Below are 14,708 nucleotides of genomic sequence, written 5' to 3' on the forward strand. Positions count from 1 at the left end.
GAGTCCGAGCGTCCATGCTGCTGGACCGCGCCCGTATCGCCTATCAATCCTGGAAAGCCCGCCCGGCGGGCTTCTCCCTGGCCCGGGAAGGGCACCGGCGCACCCGGCGGGTGCGCGAGGTGACCCTGCCCGAGGACAGCCTCAAGCTGCTCAGTTTCAACATCCAGGCGGGCATCGGCACGAGCCGCTTCCGGGAGTACCTCACCGGTAGCTGGAAGCACCTGGTGGCGCACCCGCGCAGCGTCGAGACCATCGAGCAGATCGCCGAGGTGGTGCGCCACTTCGACGTGGTGGGCCTGCAGGAGGTGGATGGCGGCAGCCTGCGCTCGCGCAACGTCAACCAGCTGGTGCACCTGGCCTCGATGGCGGACTTTCCGTTCTGGCACCAGCAGCTTAACCGTAACCTGGGCCGGCTCGGGCAATTCAGCAATGGTTTCCTGAGCCGCCTCACGCCGTTCGCGGTGGAGGACCACACCTTGCCCGGCCTGCCCGGTCGCGGCGCCATCCTGATCAAGTTCGGCCATCCGATACAGCCACTGGTGGTGGCGGTGGTGCATCTGGCCCTGGGCGAGAAGATGCGCAACACCCAGCTTGGTTATGTGGGCCGGTTGCTGCGCCCCTACCGCTACACGGTGGTGATGGGGGATTTCAATTGCCGGCTTGAGCACCTCGCCCATTCGCCCCTGGCGGAACTGGACCTGGTGCCGGTTGAAGGCGAACTGTTCACCTTCCCGAGCTGGGCGCCGGACCGGCACATCGACCATATCCTGCGTTCGCCGGAGCTGGAGGTGCGCCACACCCGCGTGCTCACCGACTGCCGGCTCTCCGATCATCTGCCCCTGGCCACGGAAATCCGCATCCCCGACGCGGTGCGCGCGGCCACCCTGGAACACCGCCTGCCCCTGATCGACTGAGCCCGTTTACAAGGCCTCACTGAACGCTACCAAAAGCCCACCGTCGCGGCGGGGTATTGTCAGCCAACCGACATATGCAGCGGCCATGCTCCCGGCATTTCGCCAAGGAGCACAACGATGCAGCGTGATGACGAACGTTTCCCGACCGGTCTCGACCACCGGCGCCGGTGGTTGCTGAAGGGCATGGCCGGTTCCGCGGTGGTGTTGGCGGGTTGCGGCGGCGGTGGTGGCGATGGCGACCAAAGCGCGTCGTCTCCCGGGGCGCCCGCGCCGAACCAGCCGGATGCGCCGGACCCGACCACCCCGGGCACGCCGGGCCCGACGCCGGAACCGGCTACCCATCCGCCCCGGGGGCTGCATGTCAGTGTGCAGGACAACAGCAACCGCACCCGCACCCTGACCTGGTTCACCGATGGCGCCGAGGCGCCCCGCCAGCGGCTCGAATACGATCAGCCCGATGGGTCCTGGGATGAGGCGCGTATTCAGAGCCGACCGTTGCTGAAGTGGGTATACGCTTTTTCCGAGCAGACCTTCGGCGTGGACGCTCGTACCCATCGGGCCATGGCGCCGGCCCTGGACCCGGACAAACCGTTCCGCTATCGGGTCGGCTCGCCGGAGGGCGGCTGGTCCCGGGTTTACTGGCTCGATGCCATCCCCAGGGACAACTGGGCCTTCATCCACTATGGCGATGTGGGGGTCAACGAGCGTGCCCGCCGCGTGATCGACGAGAGCCAGCGCCATCAACGGGATCTGCTGGTGCTGGCCGGTGACCTGTCCTACGCCAATGGCGATCAGCCGGTGTGGGACCAGTGGTTCGACATGGCGGAACCATTGCTCGCCAGCACCCTGACCATGGCGGCGGCGGGCAACCACGAGGGCAAGGACGGCCAAGGGCTGACCGCCGGCAAGGCGTTCAAGAGCCGGCTCACCCATCCGGACCCGCTGCTGGACAATCTCAACCCCAATCCAGGAAGCACCTACTACGCCTTCGACATTAATCGCGTCCATTTCTTCGTCAGCAGCGCCGGCGCTCTGATCGAGGATTTTTCCCTGGCCGAGGAACTGGTCAATCTGGAAATCGATCTGGCCAAGGCCGCCGCGCGCCGCGCCCGGGGCGAAATCGATTTTATCGTGCTGGTTCAGCATTATCCGATCTGGACCGATCAGGATGGCCGCAGCCCGGCCAACTTCGCCCTGGTCACCCTGCAGGAGAATATCCTGCTGCGTTATGGCGTGGACCTGCTGCTGGTCGGCCACGACCACGTCTATCAGCGTTCCAGGCGCATGGCCTACGGCGTCGAGTCGTCGCTGGGATATGTGCAGGTGCTGTGCGGTACCGGCGGTGCCTCGGTGCGTCTGTTCGACGAGGCTCCCCAGGGATGGTCGGCGAAACAGTTCGTGGGCATCGGCCTGGTGCGTTACCAGGTGGAGCCGGGCCGTATCACCGGGGAGTTCTGGGGCGCGGCGCCGGAAGGGCTGGAGGACGACAAGCGCCAGATCGTCACCGCGCCCTTCCGGTTGGAGGACCGGTTCGTGGTCGAGAAACGGGACCATCTGGCCTGCCTGGAATGCGTGCAGCCGGCGCGCCCGGCGTCATGGCTGTTGCGTGACTATCCCAAAGTCGTGGCGCACACCCGGGAGCGTAACCGCCGCCATCTGATGGAGGAGCACGGCGGCTGACGGAGTCAGGCCAGGCTGATCGGTGGGGGCTCCGCCGGTCTCAGGGCGGGAGATTTCAGAATGCGGGCGGCCAGTTCATTCTGGCGCGAGGTGCCGGTTTTACGGAACACCGACTTGAGCTGGCCGCGCACCGTCTCGATGGCGACGCCCTGGTCGCCGGCCAGGGAGGCGAGGTCGCGGCCCTCCGCCACGCCCCGGGCGACCCGGGCTTCCGCCGGGGTAAGGTCGAACAGAATGGCGACCTGCTGTTCATCCACCCGTGCTTCCTGCTCCGGAAGATGGAAATAGACCAGCGCCCGCCCGCTGCCGGGCAGCAGGGCGCGGCTCACTTCCGGCGCCAGCGGGCTGACCACGCACACCAGCGGCCGCTGGCCGGGGCGGGGCACGGCCAGCGCGCCACCGGCGTGGTTCCAGCCACGGCCGGCACCGGCCAGTACGCCGTCGAGGAGCTGCTGAAAGCGGCCTCGCAGGGCCGGCTGGCGCGGAGTCAGGCGGCCATGGTGATGCACCAGCTCCGGTTCGTTGGCGATCAGCGCCTCCGCCCGCTCACACAGATACTCCACCCGTCCGGCGGCGCCCACGATGGCGTAGGGCCGGTGGCCGGCCAACGAGCCCGCCTCGCCACGCCAGCGCAGACGTTCGCCATGGCGGGTCAGCTCGATGGCGCGGCGAACATGGGGAACCAGGTGGTTGAACCAGTCCGTGTCGGACTGATCATAGGGGCCCTGGCCGCCGGTGCGCTGGACCAGGAGTTGGATGGTGTGCTCCCCGGCCTGGTGGACGGTGCCGCAGACGCCGTGATGGATGTCCAGTTGCCGGGCCCAGTCGTTGTAGAACTCGGTATGGTAGAAGCGTTTTTGGCGGCAGGAGAAATCCAGGTAGGTGGAGTACAAACGTCCGTCGGGTTTGTCGCGAAGTTCCGGCCGCCAGGGGCAGGCATTGACGAAATAGTCCACGTAGTCGCGGTGGGCACCGTCGTCGATGTTCACCTTGGCGCTGGAGGTGACCTGCTCGGCGGCCCGATCAAGCACCAGCATGCGCGCTGAGCGGGAGCGGCTGATCCGCACCAATTGCTCCAGGAAGGCGGGCCAGCATTGCTGGTCCACCGGCGTGGCGTAGAGCGTGTCCAGAAGCTGTTCGTAGGCCGCTCCGCGATATGGAAGGAGTCTTGACGCTTCCATGTAAATCCCCGATGTATCCTTGTTCCCCGATGTCGACTATGTCACAAATTAATCGTTGCCACGAGAACCAGGTAACAAAACGCTACGCTCCCGGGGGCGTTCATCAGGGCAGTCGTGCGCGGCACCATGTTGAACGGGGAGCTCAACCATGGCTTGCCAGGCCTTTGCCTGAACCGTTTTGGGGAACACGGAATGATTGAAACCACTGTCACCCTTTCCGATGGCCGGGCGCTTCGAGCGTCGGAAACCGGCGCCGGCGCCGACCTGGTGGTGCTGCTGCACGGCTGGACCTGCCGACGGGGCCATTGGGACGCCTTCCTGGAGGGGCCGGGGCGTGATTACCACTGCCTGGCGCCGGATCTGCCCGGCCATGGTGATTCGGCGACCACGGACGGCGTGTTCAGCGTTGCCGGGCTGGCCGCCGACGTGGCCGATCTGGTGGCTTCCAGGCGACCGGCGCGGGTGGTGCTGGTGGGGCATTCCATGGGCGGCGCGGTGGCCATGGAGGCGGCCACCCGCCTGCCCGATGTTGCCGCCGTGGTGTTGGTGGATACCTTCGTCATTCCCTACGGCGACCTGGCCGAAGCGGATGCTTCCGCCATCGAACGGGGCTTTCGGGAGGATTTCGAATCGGCGCTGGATCGGTTGGTCGACACCAATGCCGCCAGCGGTATGCGTCGGGGCGCCAAGGACGAGCTCGCCAACGGTATGAAGGAAACGAACCCGGCCCGCATGTTGCCGTTGTGGTCGGACTTGCTGCGCTGGGACCCGGAGCCCGCCTTCCAGGCGCTACGGGCGCCGCTGCTGGCGATCAACGGCGACCTGATCCCGGACGCCTCCCGGCGGCGTTGCGCCGGGCGCGTGGACGAGCAGCGGCTGCCCGGCGCCGGTCACTTTCCGCAACTGGAAATGCCGGAGGTCTTCAACCGGGCCCTGGAGGATATTCTGCGGCGGGTTCAGTAACGCGTCTCGGCCATGCCCGAGAATTGCTTGGCGAGATAGGTGGCATAGTTGTCGGTCATGCCGGACAGGAAATCCAGCGCCCGCATGATGCACTGGTAGATTCGTTCCTGCTCGCCCAGCGCCGTCAGGCCGTCGGGGAAGCTGTGACGACCGATCAGGTCGATGATGCGCTCGTGTCGGTAATTGCGGGCGGTGCCCCGGGCATGGGACAGGGCCGCCTCGATCAGGCCGTCGAGCAGCGCGCCCATCACCTCGAAGGCGCCGATCTCCAGTTCGATTTTGCGTGGGTGTTCGAACACCTTGCCGCGGGCCAGTTGCTTGGCGTTTTCCACCACGTCGTGGACCGCCGGTTCGCAATGATGCAGCAGGTCCCCGTCCATGGTGCCGTCCAGAAGCGCCTGGTGGTTGGCGACGAAGGCTTCCACGCCAGCCTCGATGAACCGCTCGATGATCTTGCCGCGCAGCAGCGCCGCCTTGCGGCCGTCGCGCATTTCCGAGCGCACCAGATGGCGTACCTCGGCGTTGTCCGGCAATGCCGGCGAGAGCAGGGCGTACACTTCGTCCCAGTGCAGCAGGTCCATCTCCAGACCGTCTTCCAGATCGATGATGGCGTAGCAGAAGTCATCCGCCGCTTCCATCAGGTAGGCCAGCGGGTGCCGGCAGTGGCGGCCCGGCGCCAGCTCGCGTAGCCCGGTGGCCTGGCATACTTCCGCGAAGGGCGCCGCTTCCGCCAGGAAAGCGCTGTATTTGCCGGGCTTGGCACCGTCCTCGCCGGCCCGGGATGACAGCCAGGGGTATTTCAGGAAGGTGGCCAGGGTGGCGTAGGTGAGCCGCATGCCGTCGTCGTATTGGTGGTACTCACTTTTGGTGAGGATGCGAAAGCCCTGGGCATTGCCCTCGAAATAGATCAGATCGCACTGCTGGGCCGGCGTCAGCAACTCCAGATAGCGCTGGCCGCGTTCCTGGAACCAGGCGCGGATGGCGCGCTCTCCGGTGTGACCGAACGGCGGGTTACCGATGTCATGGGCCAGGCAGGCGGACTGCACGATGTCGCCCAGGTCGGTGGCGTTGACACTCTCCGGCAGGTGGCCCAGGCGCGCCAGCCGCTCGCCCACGCGAATACCCAGGGTGCGGCCCACGCACGAAACCTCCAGGGAATGGGTCAGCCGATTGTGGACATGGTCGTTGGTGGCCAGGGGATGGACCTGGGTTTTGCGCGCCAGGCGCCGGAACGCGCCGGAGAAGATGATCTTGTCATGGTCGCGCAGAAAGGCGGTGCGACCGGTCTCGTCCTTGGCATCGCGCTGGCCCAGCCGCGCCTTGTTCAGCAGTTGTTCCCAGTTCATGGTCACCGTGTGTTGAAAAGAGGGCTTAAGCCCCCAGGGCTGCGTGTATTGATCCCATCTTGATGCCGAACCCGTCGGCGTCAAGCGAAATCTCAAACCCCCAAGGGGGAATCCAACCCGGGAGAGTGAAGGAGTCACTATGAACTTGGACAAACCTCTTTTGATGCTGGTGACCAGTGCGTCCCAGATGGGCCAGGGCCAGCAAACCGGCCTGTGGCTGGAAGAGTTCGCGGTGCCCTACAAGGTATTCAAGGACAACAACATTCCGGTGCGGGTGGCGAGCCCGTCCGGCGGCAAGGTGCCCATCGACCCGCGTTCGGTGCCCGACGACGACCAGAAGGAAGCATGGCGGGAAGCCATCGCCGAGCTGGAAAACACCCGCCCCCTGGAGGAGATCTGGGAAGACGGCTTCGTGGCCGTGTTCGTGCCCGGTGGCCATGGCGCGATGTTCGACATGCCCGACAACCCGTTGGTGGCCGGCGTGTTGGAGCGCACCTGGGCCCAGGGTGGCGTGGTCAGTGCCGTCTGCCACGGCCCCGCGGCGCTGGTGGGTGCCCGGGACGAAAACGGCGTGCCGCTGGTGAAGGGCCGCGAGGTGGCCTGCTTCACCAACGAGGAAGAACGTGAGGTGGGGCTCGACGAAGTGATGCCCTTCCTGCTGGAGACGCGGCTGGCCGAGTTGGGCGCGGAGTTGCGCAACAAGGGCAAGTTCGAGCCCCAGGCGGTTACCGATGGTCGCCTGGTCACCGGCCAGAACCCGCCTTCCAGTCAGGTCACCGCCGAGGCGGTGGTCGAGGTGCTGTACTCCGAATGAGCGCGATGCTCAGGAATCGCAGGGGCCGGTCCAGCGGGCCTCTGCCTTGATCGTCATCCCGCCCTGCGGCGTGCCGGTGGTGATTTCCGTGGTGTAATGCTCGTCATCCTTCACGGTCATGGTGCCGCTGGAATCCAGCGTGCGTTCCCCGGCCTGGCACTGGGTGCTCCATTCCAGGGTATCGCCGTCCCACTCGGTCTCCGGGCTTTTGCAGCCGTTACGCAACCAGTTCTGGCGCAGGGTCTTCTCGATGTCCTCCGCTTCCTTGGCGGTTACGCAGCGTGTGCGCGTCTTTTCCTGGTCCATGCCCGGGGGGACCTGGTCGCCGACCGCCCGTTGCTTGACTTCCCACTTGCCCGGCTTGAGATCGGCGGCCAGGGCCGGCCCGCTCAGCACGGCCAGGGCGAAGGCGAGGGTGATGCTGGTTTTTTTCATGGTCCATCCTTAATCAATGAAAAAACGGCGCCCAGTGTAACCGGGCGGTGCGCGGTGGAACCATGCCATCTCCTTTACAAAGCGGCGTTGTGCGCAACCGGTCACGTTTCCCGCCGGTAGGAGCGAGCAGGCCGGACGTCTCCGAAACACGGTGGTAAGGTTTGCGCCTTCTTCCCGTTACCGACGTCAAGGAGAAACCCGTGAGAAGAAAAGCCGTTGTGGCCGCCGCCCTGCTCACCCTGGCCGGCCCGGTGGCCGCCGTGGATGACGATACCTGTGTTCGTATCGCCAAGGCGGTGTCCGATGTGGAGCTGGCCATGGTCGGCATGGGCGAGCTGGGTAGCGCGCGCCAGGAGCTGGTCTCGCTGCGCGATGCGACACCGTCCATGCGTGATGAGCTGGACGCCATGGTGCGGGTGGCGGAGAAGGCGGAGAACAGCAAGCCCGGCGAACCGTCCCATCCGATCAACACCGGTGAATACGATAAGGCCGACGCCGAATACCAGAAAAAATACCGAGAAGAGTGCGGCGAACTTTAAGTATTAATTGCCAGGAGCGCGGCATCGAGCGCCGCGTTCCCTGGTGTTCGACACTTCAAAAAACCCTATAAAAACAAGCTGTTTACCATCTTTTCCGTTCGTTCAATTCCTCACCGTCAACGCCAACTGGTTCCGGTTTTGGGGCCAATCTCTGTGACCTGGTTAATAAAAAAAGGGACGGTCATCTTCGGTTAATGGAAACCGCGACGCCGGTTCTCTATGTTCGCGGGCTCATGACGAGGGGCTTGCGATGAATCGGGTACTGGTACTGTTTCTAACCACCTTGGCGGTGTCCGCCTGCGACGGCGGCAACACCTCGCCGTCCGATGACGGTGGCGAGCGGAGCGATCGCCTGTCCGGTACCTATCGCGCGGCGCAGCGTTGCAACGGCCTGGGCCCCGCCGGGGTGGATTTCACCGCCCGCGCGCAGGGCAGCAATTATTACCTGCTGGTTCGCGGTGAAGGGGAACAGCCTGTTTATGCCGCCGTGGATCGTCTTGAGGTACCGCCTTCCTGGAACAGTGATCAAACTGACGTTGAAACCAGCGCCGAGGGTCTGCCGCTGCACGAATGGCACGCCCGCCTCACCAAGGAAGCGGGATGGCTGAAGGACGGCGAGGGGCGTGCCCAGCTGCCCGACGACGCGCGCCTTGCCTATGACGCGGATAACGACCGGTTTTTCTTCGTGCCGCCGACCTGCGAGGGAGGCGCCGATTCCGCCGACCATATTTTCCAGCACCAGGACCAGCGGCTGGTTCTGCATGAGCTGAACGTGGCTCTGGCCGGCGAGCGTGACCGGATGTATCGCGACGCGGGCCAGCGCTATATCGAAAAACGCCGTGATTACCAGGGTGGCTCCGGTGCCGGGGGCGTGACCACCGGGCACGAGGATCGCAATCAGCATCTGCTCAACGTGGCCGCTTTGATGAAGGCGGACGCGGAACAAGAAGTGCCGGGGCTTGCCCGGCTGGTGGCGGAGCATCAGCCGGCGGATGCCGCGGCGGCGCGACGCTACCACGAAGAACTGCCGGCGTATCTGCGTGCCGCGGCCCGAGCCCACGCACGCTGGTACATCGACGCGGCGGAGATTCGCCTGGACTGGTTCCATGGAACCTATCCGGACGGCGAAGCCGCGATCAAGGAAGGGATGGCGGAATTGGAAAACGCCTACCTTCAATTGGCAGAGCAGTAGGCGCGGGCGCGCTTTGATCACTGTATTCACCGCCGCTTGCCGGTGACTTTTAAATGACCCAATCAAGAGAGGGGAGTATGAAACTTCGCAATCGTCAGCTAGGACAAGGCATGACCGAGTACATCATCATCGTGGCACTGATCGCCGTCGCGGCAATCGGCGTGTACCGCCTCTTTGGTGACACCCTGCGGAACCAGACCGCCGGTCTTGCCAAGGAAATGTCCGGTCAGGAAAGCGATCAGGAAATCAGCAAAGCCCAGACTTCGGCGAACGATGCCTCCACGCAGGCTGCTTCCGCCAAGGATCTGAGCAACTACGGCGAAGGGAACCAGAAGTAAGAGAACAACGGGTGTGCCCGCGCTAGCGGGCACACCGTTTCTTTTCTCCGGGGGAAATCATGAAGCGCCGCTATCAGACCGGGCAGATGACCGTCTATGTCCTGGTGATGTTGTTTGCCGTGGCCGCCGCGGTCTACTTCGTCTATGACGCCTACAACATCAGCAATGAAAAGACCCGTCTGCAATCCACGGCGGACGCCGCGGCCTACAGCGTGGCGGCGGTGGAAGCGCGCAATCTCAATGTCCAGGCTTACGCCAACCGCGCCATGATCGCCAACCATGTGGCGGTGGCTCAGGCGGTGACGCTGGTGAGCTGGACGCGCTGGTTGCACAACACCACACGCAACATTTCCCTGGTCACCAAATGGATTCCCTACCTGGGGCAGGCGATGGCCGCCCTGGAAAAAATTCTGGACCGCAGTGCCGAGGTGATCGAACGGATCATGCGCGTGGCGGTGAACGGTCTGGATAAAGTAATCGGTCTGATATCAGGCATTCAGGATTTCTCCCACATTCAGACGCTGGCGTTGGCACAGCAGGTGTTCGAAGAGGTGGTCGAGGAGAATGATCCTCAGGTCGATACCGCCTACACACTGACCTCGCTGGCGTCCTTCGCGAACGCGCACAACGCCATGGTGGGCCGTTTTAACCCGGATCGCGCCCACGACTATCGCGGGCGGCGCGGCAATGAAGATGACCGCGCGCGCAGCGACGAATTCCGCAACGTGCTTTTGAAGAGCCGTGACAACTTCACCACCGAGCGCAACCAGGACCTGGATGTGGTCAACTTCTTCGGCCTGTTCGGTGTCGAGATTCGCAAACGTGGCGGCACCGAGCTGGCGCGAACCAGCGACCGCAAGGGTGACTACTACACCTGGTCGGCGGTGGACACCTTGTCCATCCACACCTGGGCGCTGACCCCCTGGGGCAAGGAACACGAGGAAATTCCGGTGGGCTGGGCTTCGTCACAAAGCGCGCAGAGCAATACCGGGCGCCAGTACAATCTCAGTGGTATTCACGGCGGACAGGGATACTGGCGCGACAACAGCCGCGCCTCGCGTCTGGCAAATTGGGAATACCGGCGCTCCAACGTACAGTACAACTACCGGGGCATGCGCCGCTTCAGCGCGCTCAAGAAGGACGGCCTGCTCAATGAAGGCCCGGGCATCATCATCACCCTGACCAAACCCTCCGGTTCCAAGGGCGTGGAAACCGCCTCGGACATCACCGGTTCCGAGGAGCGAATGAAGTTCGGCGGTCAGGAGCATTTTCTCAATGGTCGGATGGCGTCGATTTCCAAGGCTCGGGTTGAGTTCCATTACCCCAACGATCTGTTCCCCCGGCTGGATGGCCGGCGTGAATACGGCAGCCTTTATAACCCGTTCTGGCAGCCCTCCCTGGCGGCGCTGACCCGCGCCGAAAAACTGGTGGCAATGGGAGAGCTGGGCCTGTGAGACACGCACAGCGAGGGCAGTCCGTGGCCGGTTTTCTGGTCGCCGCGACCTTCATTCTGCTGCCGGCCTTTATCGCCCTGACCCTGCTCGCCAAGACCGGTGATATGAAATTCCGGGCCCAGGAGGCGTCGCGCTACGCGGCCTGGGAAAAAACGGTCTGGAAGTCCGAGGGGCACGCCAAGGGCGATACCGAGATCGGCTGGGAAGTGCGCAACCGCGTGTTTGCCCGGGCCGAAGCGGCCCTCGATTCGGAAAAGGACAAGCTCAGCGAGGACAACCAGAGCCTGGACACCATGGCGTATACGACCTATGGCGATGAGCGCGGTCGTCGACCGATGCTCGCCAATCTCTCCGACGGCAACTCTGGCGTGCAGGTCAATACCACGGCGCTGGCGCCGGGTGGCACCCTGGCGACACTCAACGAAAAAGCCGCCGACATTCTCAAGCTGGAAAGCAAGGGTTATCGCCAGGCATCGGTGCAGATATCCCTGATACGGCCCAATCAGGATTACCTGCCCATCGAGCCACTCACCATGGATACCCGTTATGTGCTGCTTGATGACGCCTGGAACGCCGGTTCGCCGCAGCGCGCGCGGGAGTCGATACGCCGCCTGGTGCCGACCACGCTGCTCGACAGTGATGTGATTCGAACCATCCAGAGCATTGTCGGCTTCGTGTTCGATGACCTGAGCCCGGAAAACTTCCAGCTCGGCAAGGTGGATGTGGAAGTGGCGCCCTGTCAGCGTCTGGCGCGCTACGAGAAAGGCAAGACCGACGCGCCGAAAGCCTGTCTGGAGTAACCATGACACGGATTCTGATCGCCCTCGCTCTGTTACTGAGCGGCGTGTGCGCCGCCGATGACTGGCCGGATGTGCCGGTTCCCGGCGGTGTGAAAAAGGAATGGGTCGCCGACCGCATGGTCTTCAACGGCGTCGCGATGCGTATCTTCACCTACAACTACGACGCCGGCGTGGACGCGCTGCGCGATTTCTACATCAACGCCTGGGACCGTGACGGCCAGGACCACAAACAGAGTCGTCAGGGCAAGTGGTGGGTGCTCAGCAGCCTGCGGGGCGACTACTACACCACGGTACAGATCACCGACCTGGGCGGGCACGCCTACGCCCAGGTGGGAGTAAGCCGCATCAGCGACCTGCAAACCTCGGCGCCCCCGGGCGAAGGTTTCCCGGTGCTGCCGCGCAGCCAGATCATCAGCGACATCACCGCGGAGGACGCCGGCCGGCCCTCGCGCACCGTGATTGTCAGCAATCAGCACTCGGTGGGCAGTAATTACAACTACTACCTGAACCGTTATCGCAGCAAGAACTGGACCGTGGTGCGCAAGAACCTGGATCAGGCGCGCCGTGGCGCCAGTATCCATCTGGCCAAGGATGACCGGGAAATGAGCATTGTCATAAAGAGGGAAGAAGGCAGCGTCAACATCCTGTCGGTGGAGGTTCGCCCATGAAGAAACAGCAGCGAGGCCAGGCCTATGTGGAATACCTGGTGGGCGCGGTCCTGGTCATCGGGGCCCTGTTCGCGCCGGTGTTCGGCGGTGATAGCGCCATCGGTCTGTTGATGAAGGCGTTCCAGGCCAATCAAGAATCGTACATCTGGGCCATGTCGGTCCCTGGCTAACGGGTTTCATAAAGCAATGAAGAAATACACCGCAATCATCATGCTGGTGATCGCCGTCGGTCTGGCCGTTCTCGCCGGCTGGCTCGGTCTGACCTATCTGGAGAACCGCGAAGCCTCGATTCGCAGCGAACTGGCGCGACAGAAAGAGCCGGTCCAGGTGGTGGTCGCCGCCCGCGACCTCTATCCCGGTGATCCGATCGATGGCAGCACCATGGCGATCCGTGAAATCCCCAGGGAATTCGTGCCCTCCGGTGCCATTAATGTTGGCCAGTATGACGGCGTGTCCGGGCTGCGCCTGAAAATGCCCATGAAGGAAGGAACCGCGCTGATCTCGGCATTCATCGCTGGCATGCAGGGCGTCGGTTCGTTCTCCGAATTGCTGCGCCCCGGCGAGCGGGCCATCACCGTCGATGCCAGCCCGCTCGATTCCGCGGAAGGTCTGCTGCAGGCCGGCGATCACATCGATTTGATCAGCGTCAGCGATCAAAACGATTCCTTCTACATGGAAAAGCTGCTCGACAACGTGACGGTACTGGCCACCGGGCCACGCACCATGGCCGACATGGGCTTCGGTGCCGACGGTCAGGCGTACTCCTCGATCACGGTGGGCGTGCCGGTTCAGGACGTGGCCAAAATGCTGCGTGCGCGTGCCGCTGGGGAACTGGGCTTCCTGTTGCGCCATCCGGACGATGAACGTGCCGCCAACTACGGGCAGGCGCAAAGCCGCAATGGCATCGAGGTGCTGGCCGGTGGGGAAGCCGATCAGGGGCAGCTCAATTCGGGCGTCTATCGCGCGGGCGACAGTGAACGTAACTATTGGAGCAGGCAAACCGCCGGGGACGGCCGCGTTTATCAAATGGCGGCCGACGCATGGGATACGGAGGCAGTGAGTGAAAGTAATGAGAAGTAGCATTGTCGTGGCGCTGCTGGCCGCCAGTCTGTGGTCGTCGCTGGCGTCCGCCGGCACCCGCTATCTGGATCTGTACGCCGGCGAGGCGCGCTCCTTCGCTCTGGGCACCATTACCCGGGTCGCGGTGGGCAGCCCCAGTGTGCTCAATTATAAAGTGCTCGACGACGGCTCCCTGTTGTTGATTGGCGTCGACGAAGGGGTATCCAACGTGTCCGTTTGGAAGCGCGGTGGTCGCAAGGAGACCCTTGAAGTAACCGTCTCTCAATTGCCGGTGGATCGTCAGCTCAGTGTTTCCAAGAAACTGGCGGGGCTGTTCAACGGCCTACAGGTTGAACAGGTCGGCAAGTACGTGGTGTTCAAGGGCCGCGTCGAGGAGCGTTTCCTGGAGATCATCAAGGATCTCAGTGAGCAGATGCCCAACGCCATCAATATGGTGCGTGGCGATGGTTTCGAGGTCTCCGAGATGGTTCGCATGGATGTGAAGATCGTCGAGATCGGGCGTCAGGATCTGCAGCGTCTTGGTATTCGTTGGGACGATCAGATTGGCGGCCCCGCTTACGGCATCCATTCCGCGGCGACCACCAACCCCATTTTTGGTGTCTACAGTGCCGCCGAGAATGGCCTGCCGGGGGAGATCGCCGAGGCTCTGGAAAACGCCAACTTCAATTTCGACAGCTACGATACCTTCCAGTATTTCGGTATCACCTCGGGGATCAGCTCCACCATTGATGCCCTTGCCGAGGTCGGCGACGCGCGCATCCTGTCGGCGCCGCGCCTGGTGGCGCGCAGCGGCGACGAAGCGGAGTTCCGGTCCGGCGGCGACTACCCGATCCCGGTGATCAACCAGGACGGCTTCATTGACGTTAACTTCCGCGAATACGGGATCATCCTCAATATCCTGCCGGTGGTGTCCGGTGATGACATCAAGGCCACCGTGGAAGCGGAGGTCAGCAACATCGACCTTTCCACCCAGGTGAACGGCGTGCCCGGGGTATTGGTTCGGCGCGCGCTGACCACCATCAACGTCAAGGATCAGGACACCATCGTTATCTCCGGTCTGGTGGCCGGTAACCTCTCCAAGCAAACCCAGAAAGTGCCCTTCCTCGGCGACATACCGATTCTTGGCAAGCTGTTCAGCACCACCGAGGACCGCATCGACGAAAGCGAAGTGCTGATCATGGTTACTCCGCGCATCGTCGACGCCAACGAGGAAACCAACCGGCAACTGGTTGAGCGGGTGCGAGGGGAAGTGGAGTCGATCCGCAAGGATATGGAAATCGACGCTTTGTTGATGGAGTAACGGA

At 63.5% G+C, this 14,708-nt stretch carries 16 protein-coding genes; 13 read left to right on the forward strand and 3 right to left on the reverse strand.

Annotated features, from left to right (window positions below; genetic code table 11):
* The first annotated feature begins 14 nt into the window (after positions 1–14).
* Together ACLD02_RS02030 and ACLD02_RS02035 are read left to right on the forward strand one after the other, a co-directional pair.
* Positions 15–914, forward strand: coding sequence for an endonuclease/exonuclease/phosphatase family protein (locus ACLD02_RS02030; protein WP_203103956.1), 900 nt, complete (start codon positions 15–17; stop codon positions 912–914).
* Positions 915–1,031: 117 nt separating this feature from the next.
* Complete coding sequence (locus ACLD02_RS02035) at positions 1,032–2,594, forward strand: purple acid phosphatase family protein (protein WP_410297803.1); 1,563 nt, start codon at positions 1,032–1,034, stop codon at positions 2,592–2,594.
* 5 nt (positions 2,595–2,599) lie between these two features.
* Here the strand turns inward: ACLD02_RS02035 and ACLD02_RS02040 are convergent, their stop codons facing one another.
* A complete protein-coding gene (locus ACLD02_RS02040) occupies positions 2,600–3,775 on the reverse strand; it encodes a helix-turn-helix transcriptional regulator (protein ID WP_410297804.1) in 1,176 nt (391 codons plus the stop codon).
* A 192-nt stretch (positions 3,776–3,967) separates the two neighbouring features.
* Here ACLD02_RS02040 and ACLD02_RS02045 point away from each other — a divergent pair, with 192 nt between their 5' ends.
* On the forward strand, positions 3,968–4,738 hold the full coding sequence (locus ACLD02_RS02045) for an alpha/beta fold hydrolase (RefSeq protein ID WP_410297805.1): 771 nt from the start codon (positions 3,968–3,970) through the stop codon (positions 4,736–4,738).
* On the opposite strand, the gene ACLD02_RS02050 is transcribed toward ACLD02_RS02045, so the two are convergent.
* Positions 4,732–6,084: a deoxyguanosinetriphosphate triphosphohydrolase gene (locus ACLD02_RS02050; protein WP_203103952.1), complete on the reverse strand. Its 1,353-nt coding sequence runs from the start codon at positions 6,082–6,084 to the stop codon at positions 4,732–4,734. The two genes, ACLD02_RS02045 and ACLD02_RS02050, sit on opposite strands and share 7 nt — an antisense overlap.
* Before the next feature lie 139 nt (positions 6,085–6,223).
* Here ACLD02_RS02050 and ACLD02_RS02055 point away from each other — a divergent pair, with 139 nt between their 5' ends.
* On the forward strand, positions 6,224–6,898 hold the full coding sequence (locus ACLD02_RS02055; RefSeq protein WP_203103950.1) for a type 1 glutamine amidotransferase domain-containing protein: 675 nt from the start codon (positions 6,224–6,226) through the stop codon (positions 6,896–6,898).
* Positions 6,899–6,907: 9 nt separating this feature from the next.
* On the opposite strand, the gene ACLD02_RS02060 is transcribed toward ACLD02_RS02055, so the two are convergent.
* Positions 6,908–7,333 (reverse strand): DUF3617 domain-containing protein, encoded by a 426-nt coding sequence (locus tag ACLD02_RS02060; RefSeq protein WP_203103949.1) that lies wholly within the window; start codon positions 7,331–7,333, stop codon positions 6,908–6,910.
* Between the two features lie 200 nt (positions 7,334–7,533).
* Between ACLD02_RS02060 and ACLD02_RS02065 the strand changes: the two genes are divergently transcribed.
* The 9 genes from ACLD02_RS02065 to ACLD02_RS02105 all read left to right on the forward strand — a co-directional run bounded on the left by ACLD02_RS02065 (position 7,534) and on the right by ACLD02_RS02105 (position 14,704).
* Positions 7,534–7,872 carry a hypothetical protein gene (locus ACLD02_RS02065; RefSeq protein WP_410297806.1) on the forward strand — a complete coding sequence of 113 codons (339 nt, stop codon included), beginning with the start codon at positions 7,534–7,536 and terminating at the stop codon, positions 7,870–7,872.
* 250 nt (positions 7,873–8,122) lie between these two features.
* Positions 8,123–9,064, forward strand: a complete 942-nt coding sequence (locus ACLD02_RS02070; protein ID WP_410297807.1) for a hypothetical protein — start codon at positions 8,123–8,125, stop codon at positions 9,062–9,064.
* 110 nt (positions 9,065–9,174) lie between these two features.
* Positions 9,175–9,402 carry a Flp family type IVb pilin gene (locus tag ACLD02_RS02075; RefSeq protein ID WP_238400956.1) on the forward strand — a complete coding sequence of 76 codons (228 nt, stop codon included), beginning with the start codon at positions 9,175–9,177 and terminating at the stop codon, positions 9,400–9,402.
* A 59-nt stretch (positions 9,403–9,461) separates the two neighbouring features.
* On the forward strand, positions 9,462–10,856 hold the full coding sequence (locus ACLD02_RS02080) for a pilus assembly protein TadG-related protein (RefSeq protein WP_203103941.1): 1,395 nt from the start codon (positions 9,462–9,464) through the stop codon (positions 10,854–10,856).
* Positions 10,853–11,656, forward strand: a complete 804-nt coding sequence (locus ACLD02_RS02085; RefSeq protein WP_203103939.1) for a hypothetical protein — start codon at positions 10,853–10,855, stop codon at positions 11,654–11,656. The genes ACLD02_RS02080 and ACLD02_RS02085 overlap by 4 nt, the downstream gene beginning before the upstream one ends.
* A gap of 2 nt (positions 11,657–11,658) precedes the next feature.
* Positions 11,659–12,324, forward strand: a complete 666-nt coding sequence (locus tag ACLD02_RS02090) for a hypothetical protein (RefSeq protein WP_410297808.1) — start codon at positions 11,659–11,661, stop codon at positions 12,322–12,324.
* On the forward strand, positions 12,321–12,494 hold the full coding sequence (locus ACLD02_RS02095) for a hypothetical protein (RefSeq protein WP_203103935.1): 174 nt from the start codon (positions 12,321–12,323) through the stop codon (positions 12,492–12,494). Before ACLD02_RS02090 ends, ACLD02_RS02095 begins: the two co-directional genes overlap by 4 nt.
* Before the next feature lie 16 nt (positions 12,495–12,510).
* Positions 12,511–13,404: a Flp pilus assembly protein CpaB gene (gene cpaB / locus ACLD02_RS02100; RefSeq protein WP_203103933.1), complete on the forward strand. Its 894-nt coding sequence runs from the start codon at positions 12,511–12,513 to the stop codon at positions 13,402–13,404.
* Complete coding sequence (locus ACLD02_RS02105) at positions 13,394–14,704, forward strand: type II and III secretion system protein family protein (RefSeq protein ID WP_203103931.1); 1,311 nt, start codon at positions 13,394–13,396, stop codon at positions 14,702–14,704. The genes cpaB and ACLD02_RS02105 overlap by 11 nt, the downstream gene beginning before the upstream one ends.
* Positions 14,705–14,708: the final 4 nt, after the last annotated feature.

The sequence above is a fragment of the Alloalcanivorax sp. C16-2 genome (assembly GCF_046507615.1).
GTDB classification, from domain to species: domain Bacteria; phylum Pseudomonadota; class Gammaproteobacteria; order Pseudomonadales; family Alcanivoracaceae; genus Alloalcanivorax; species Alloalcanivorax marinus_A.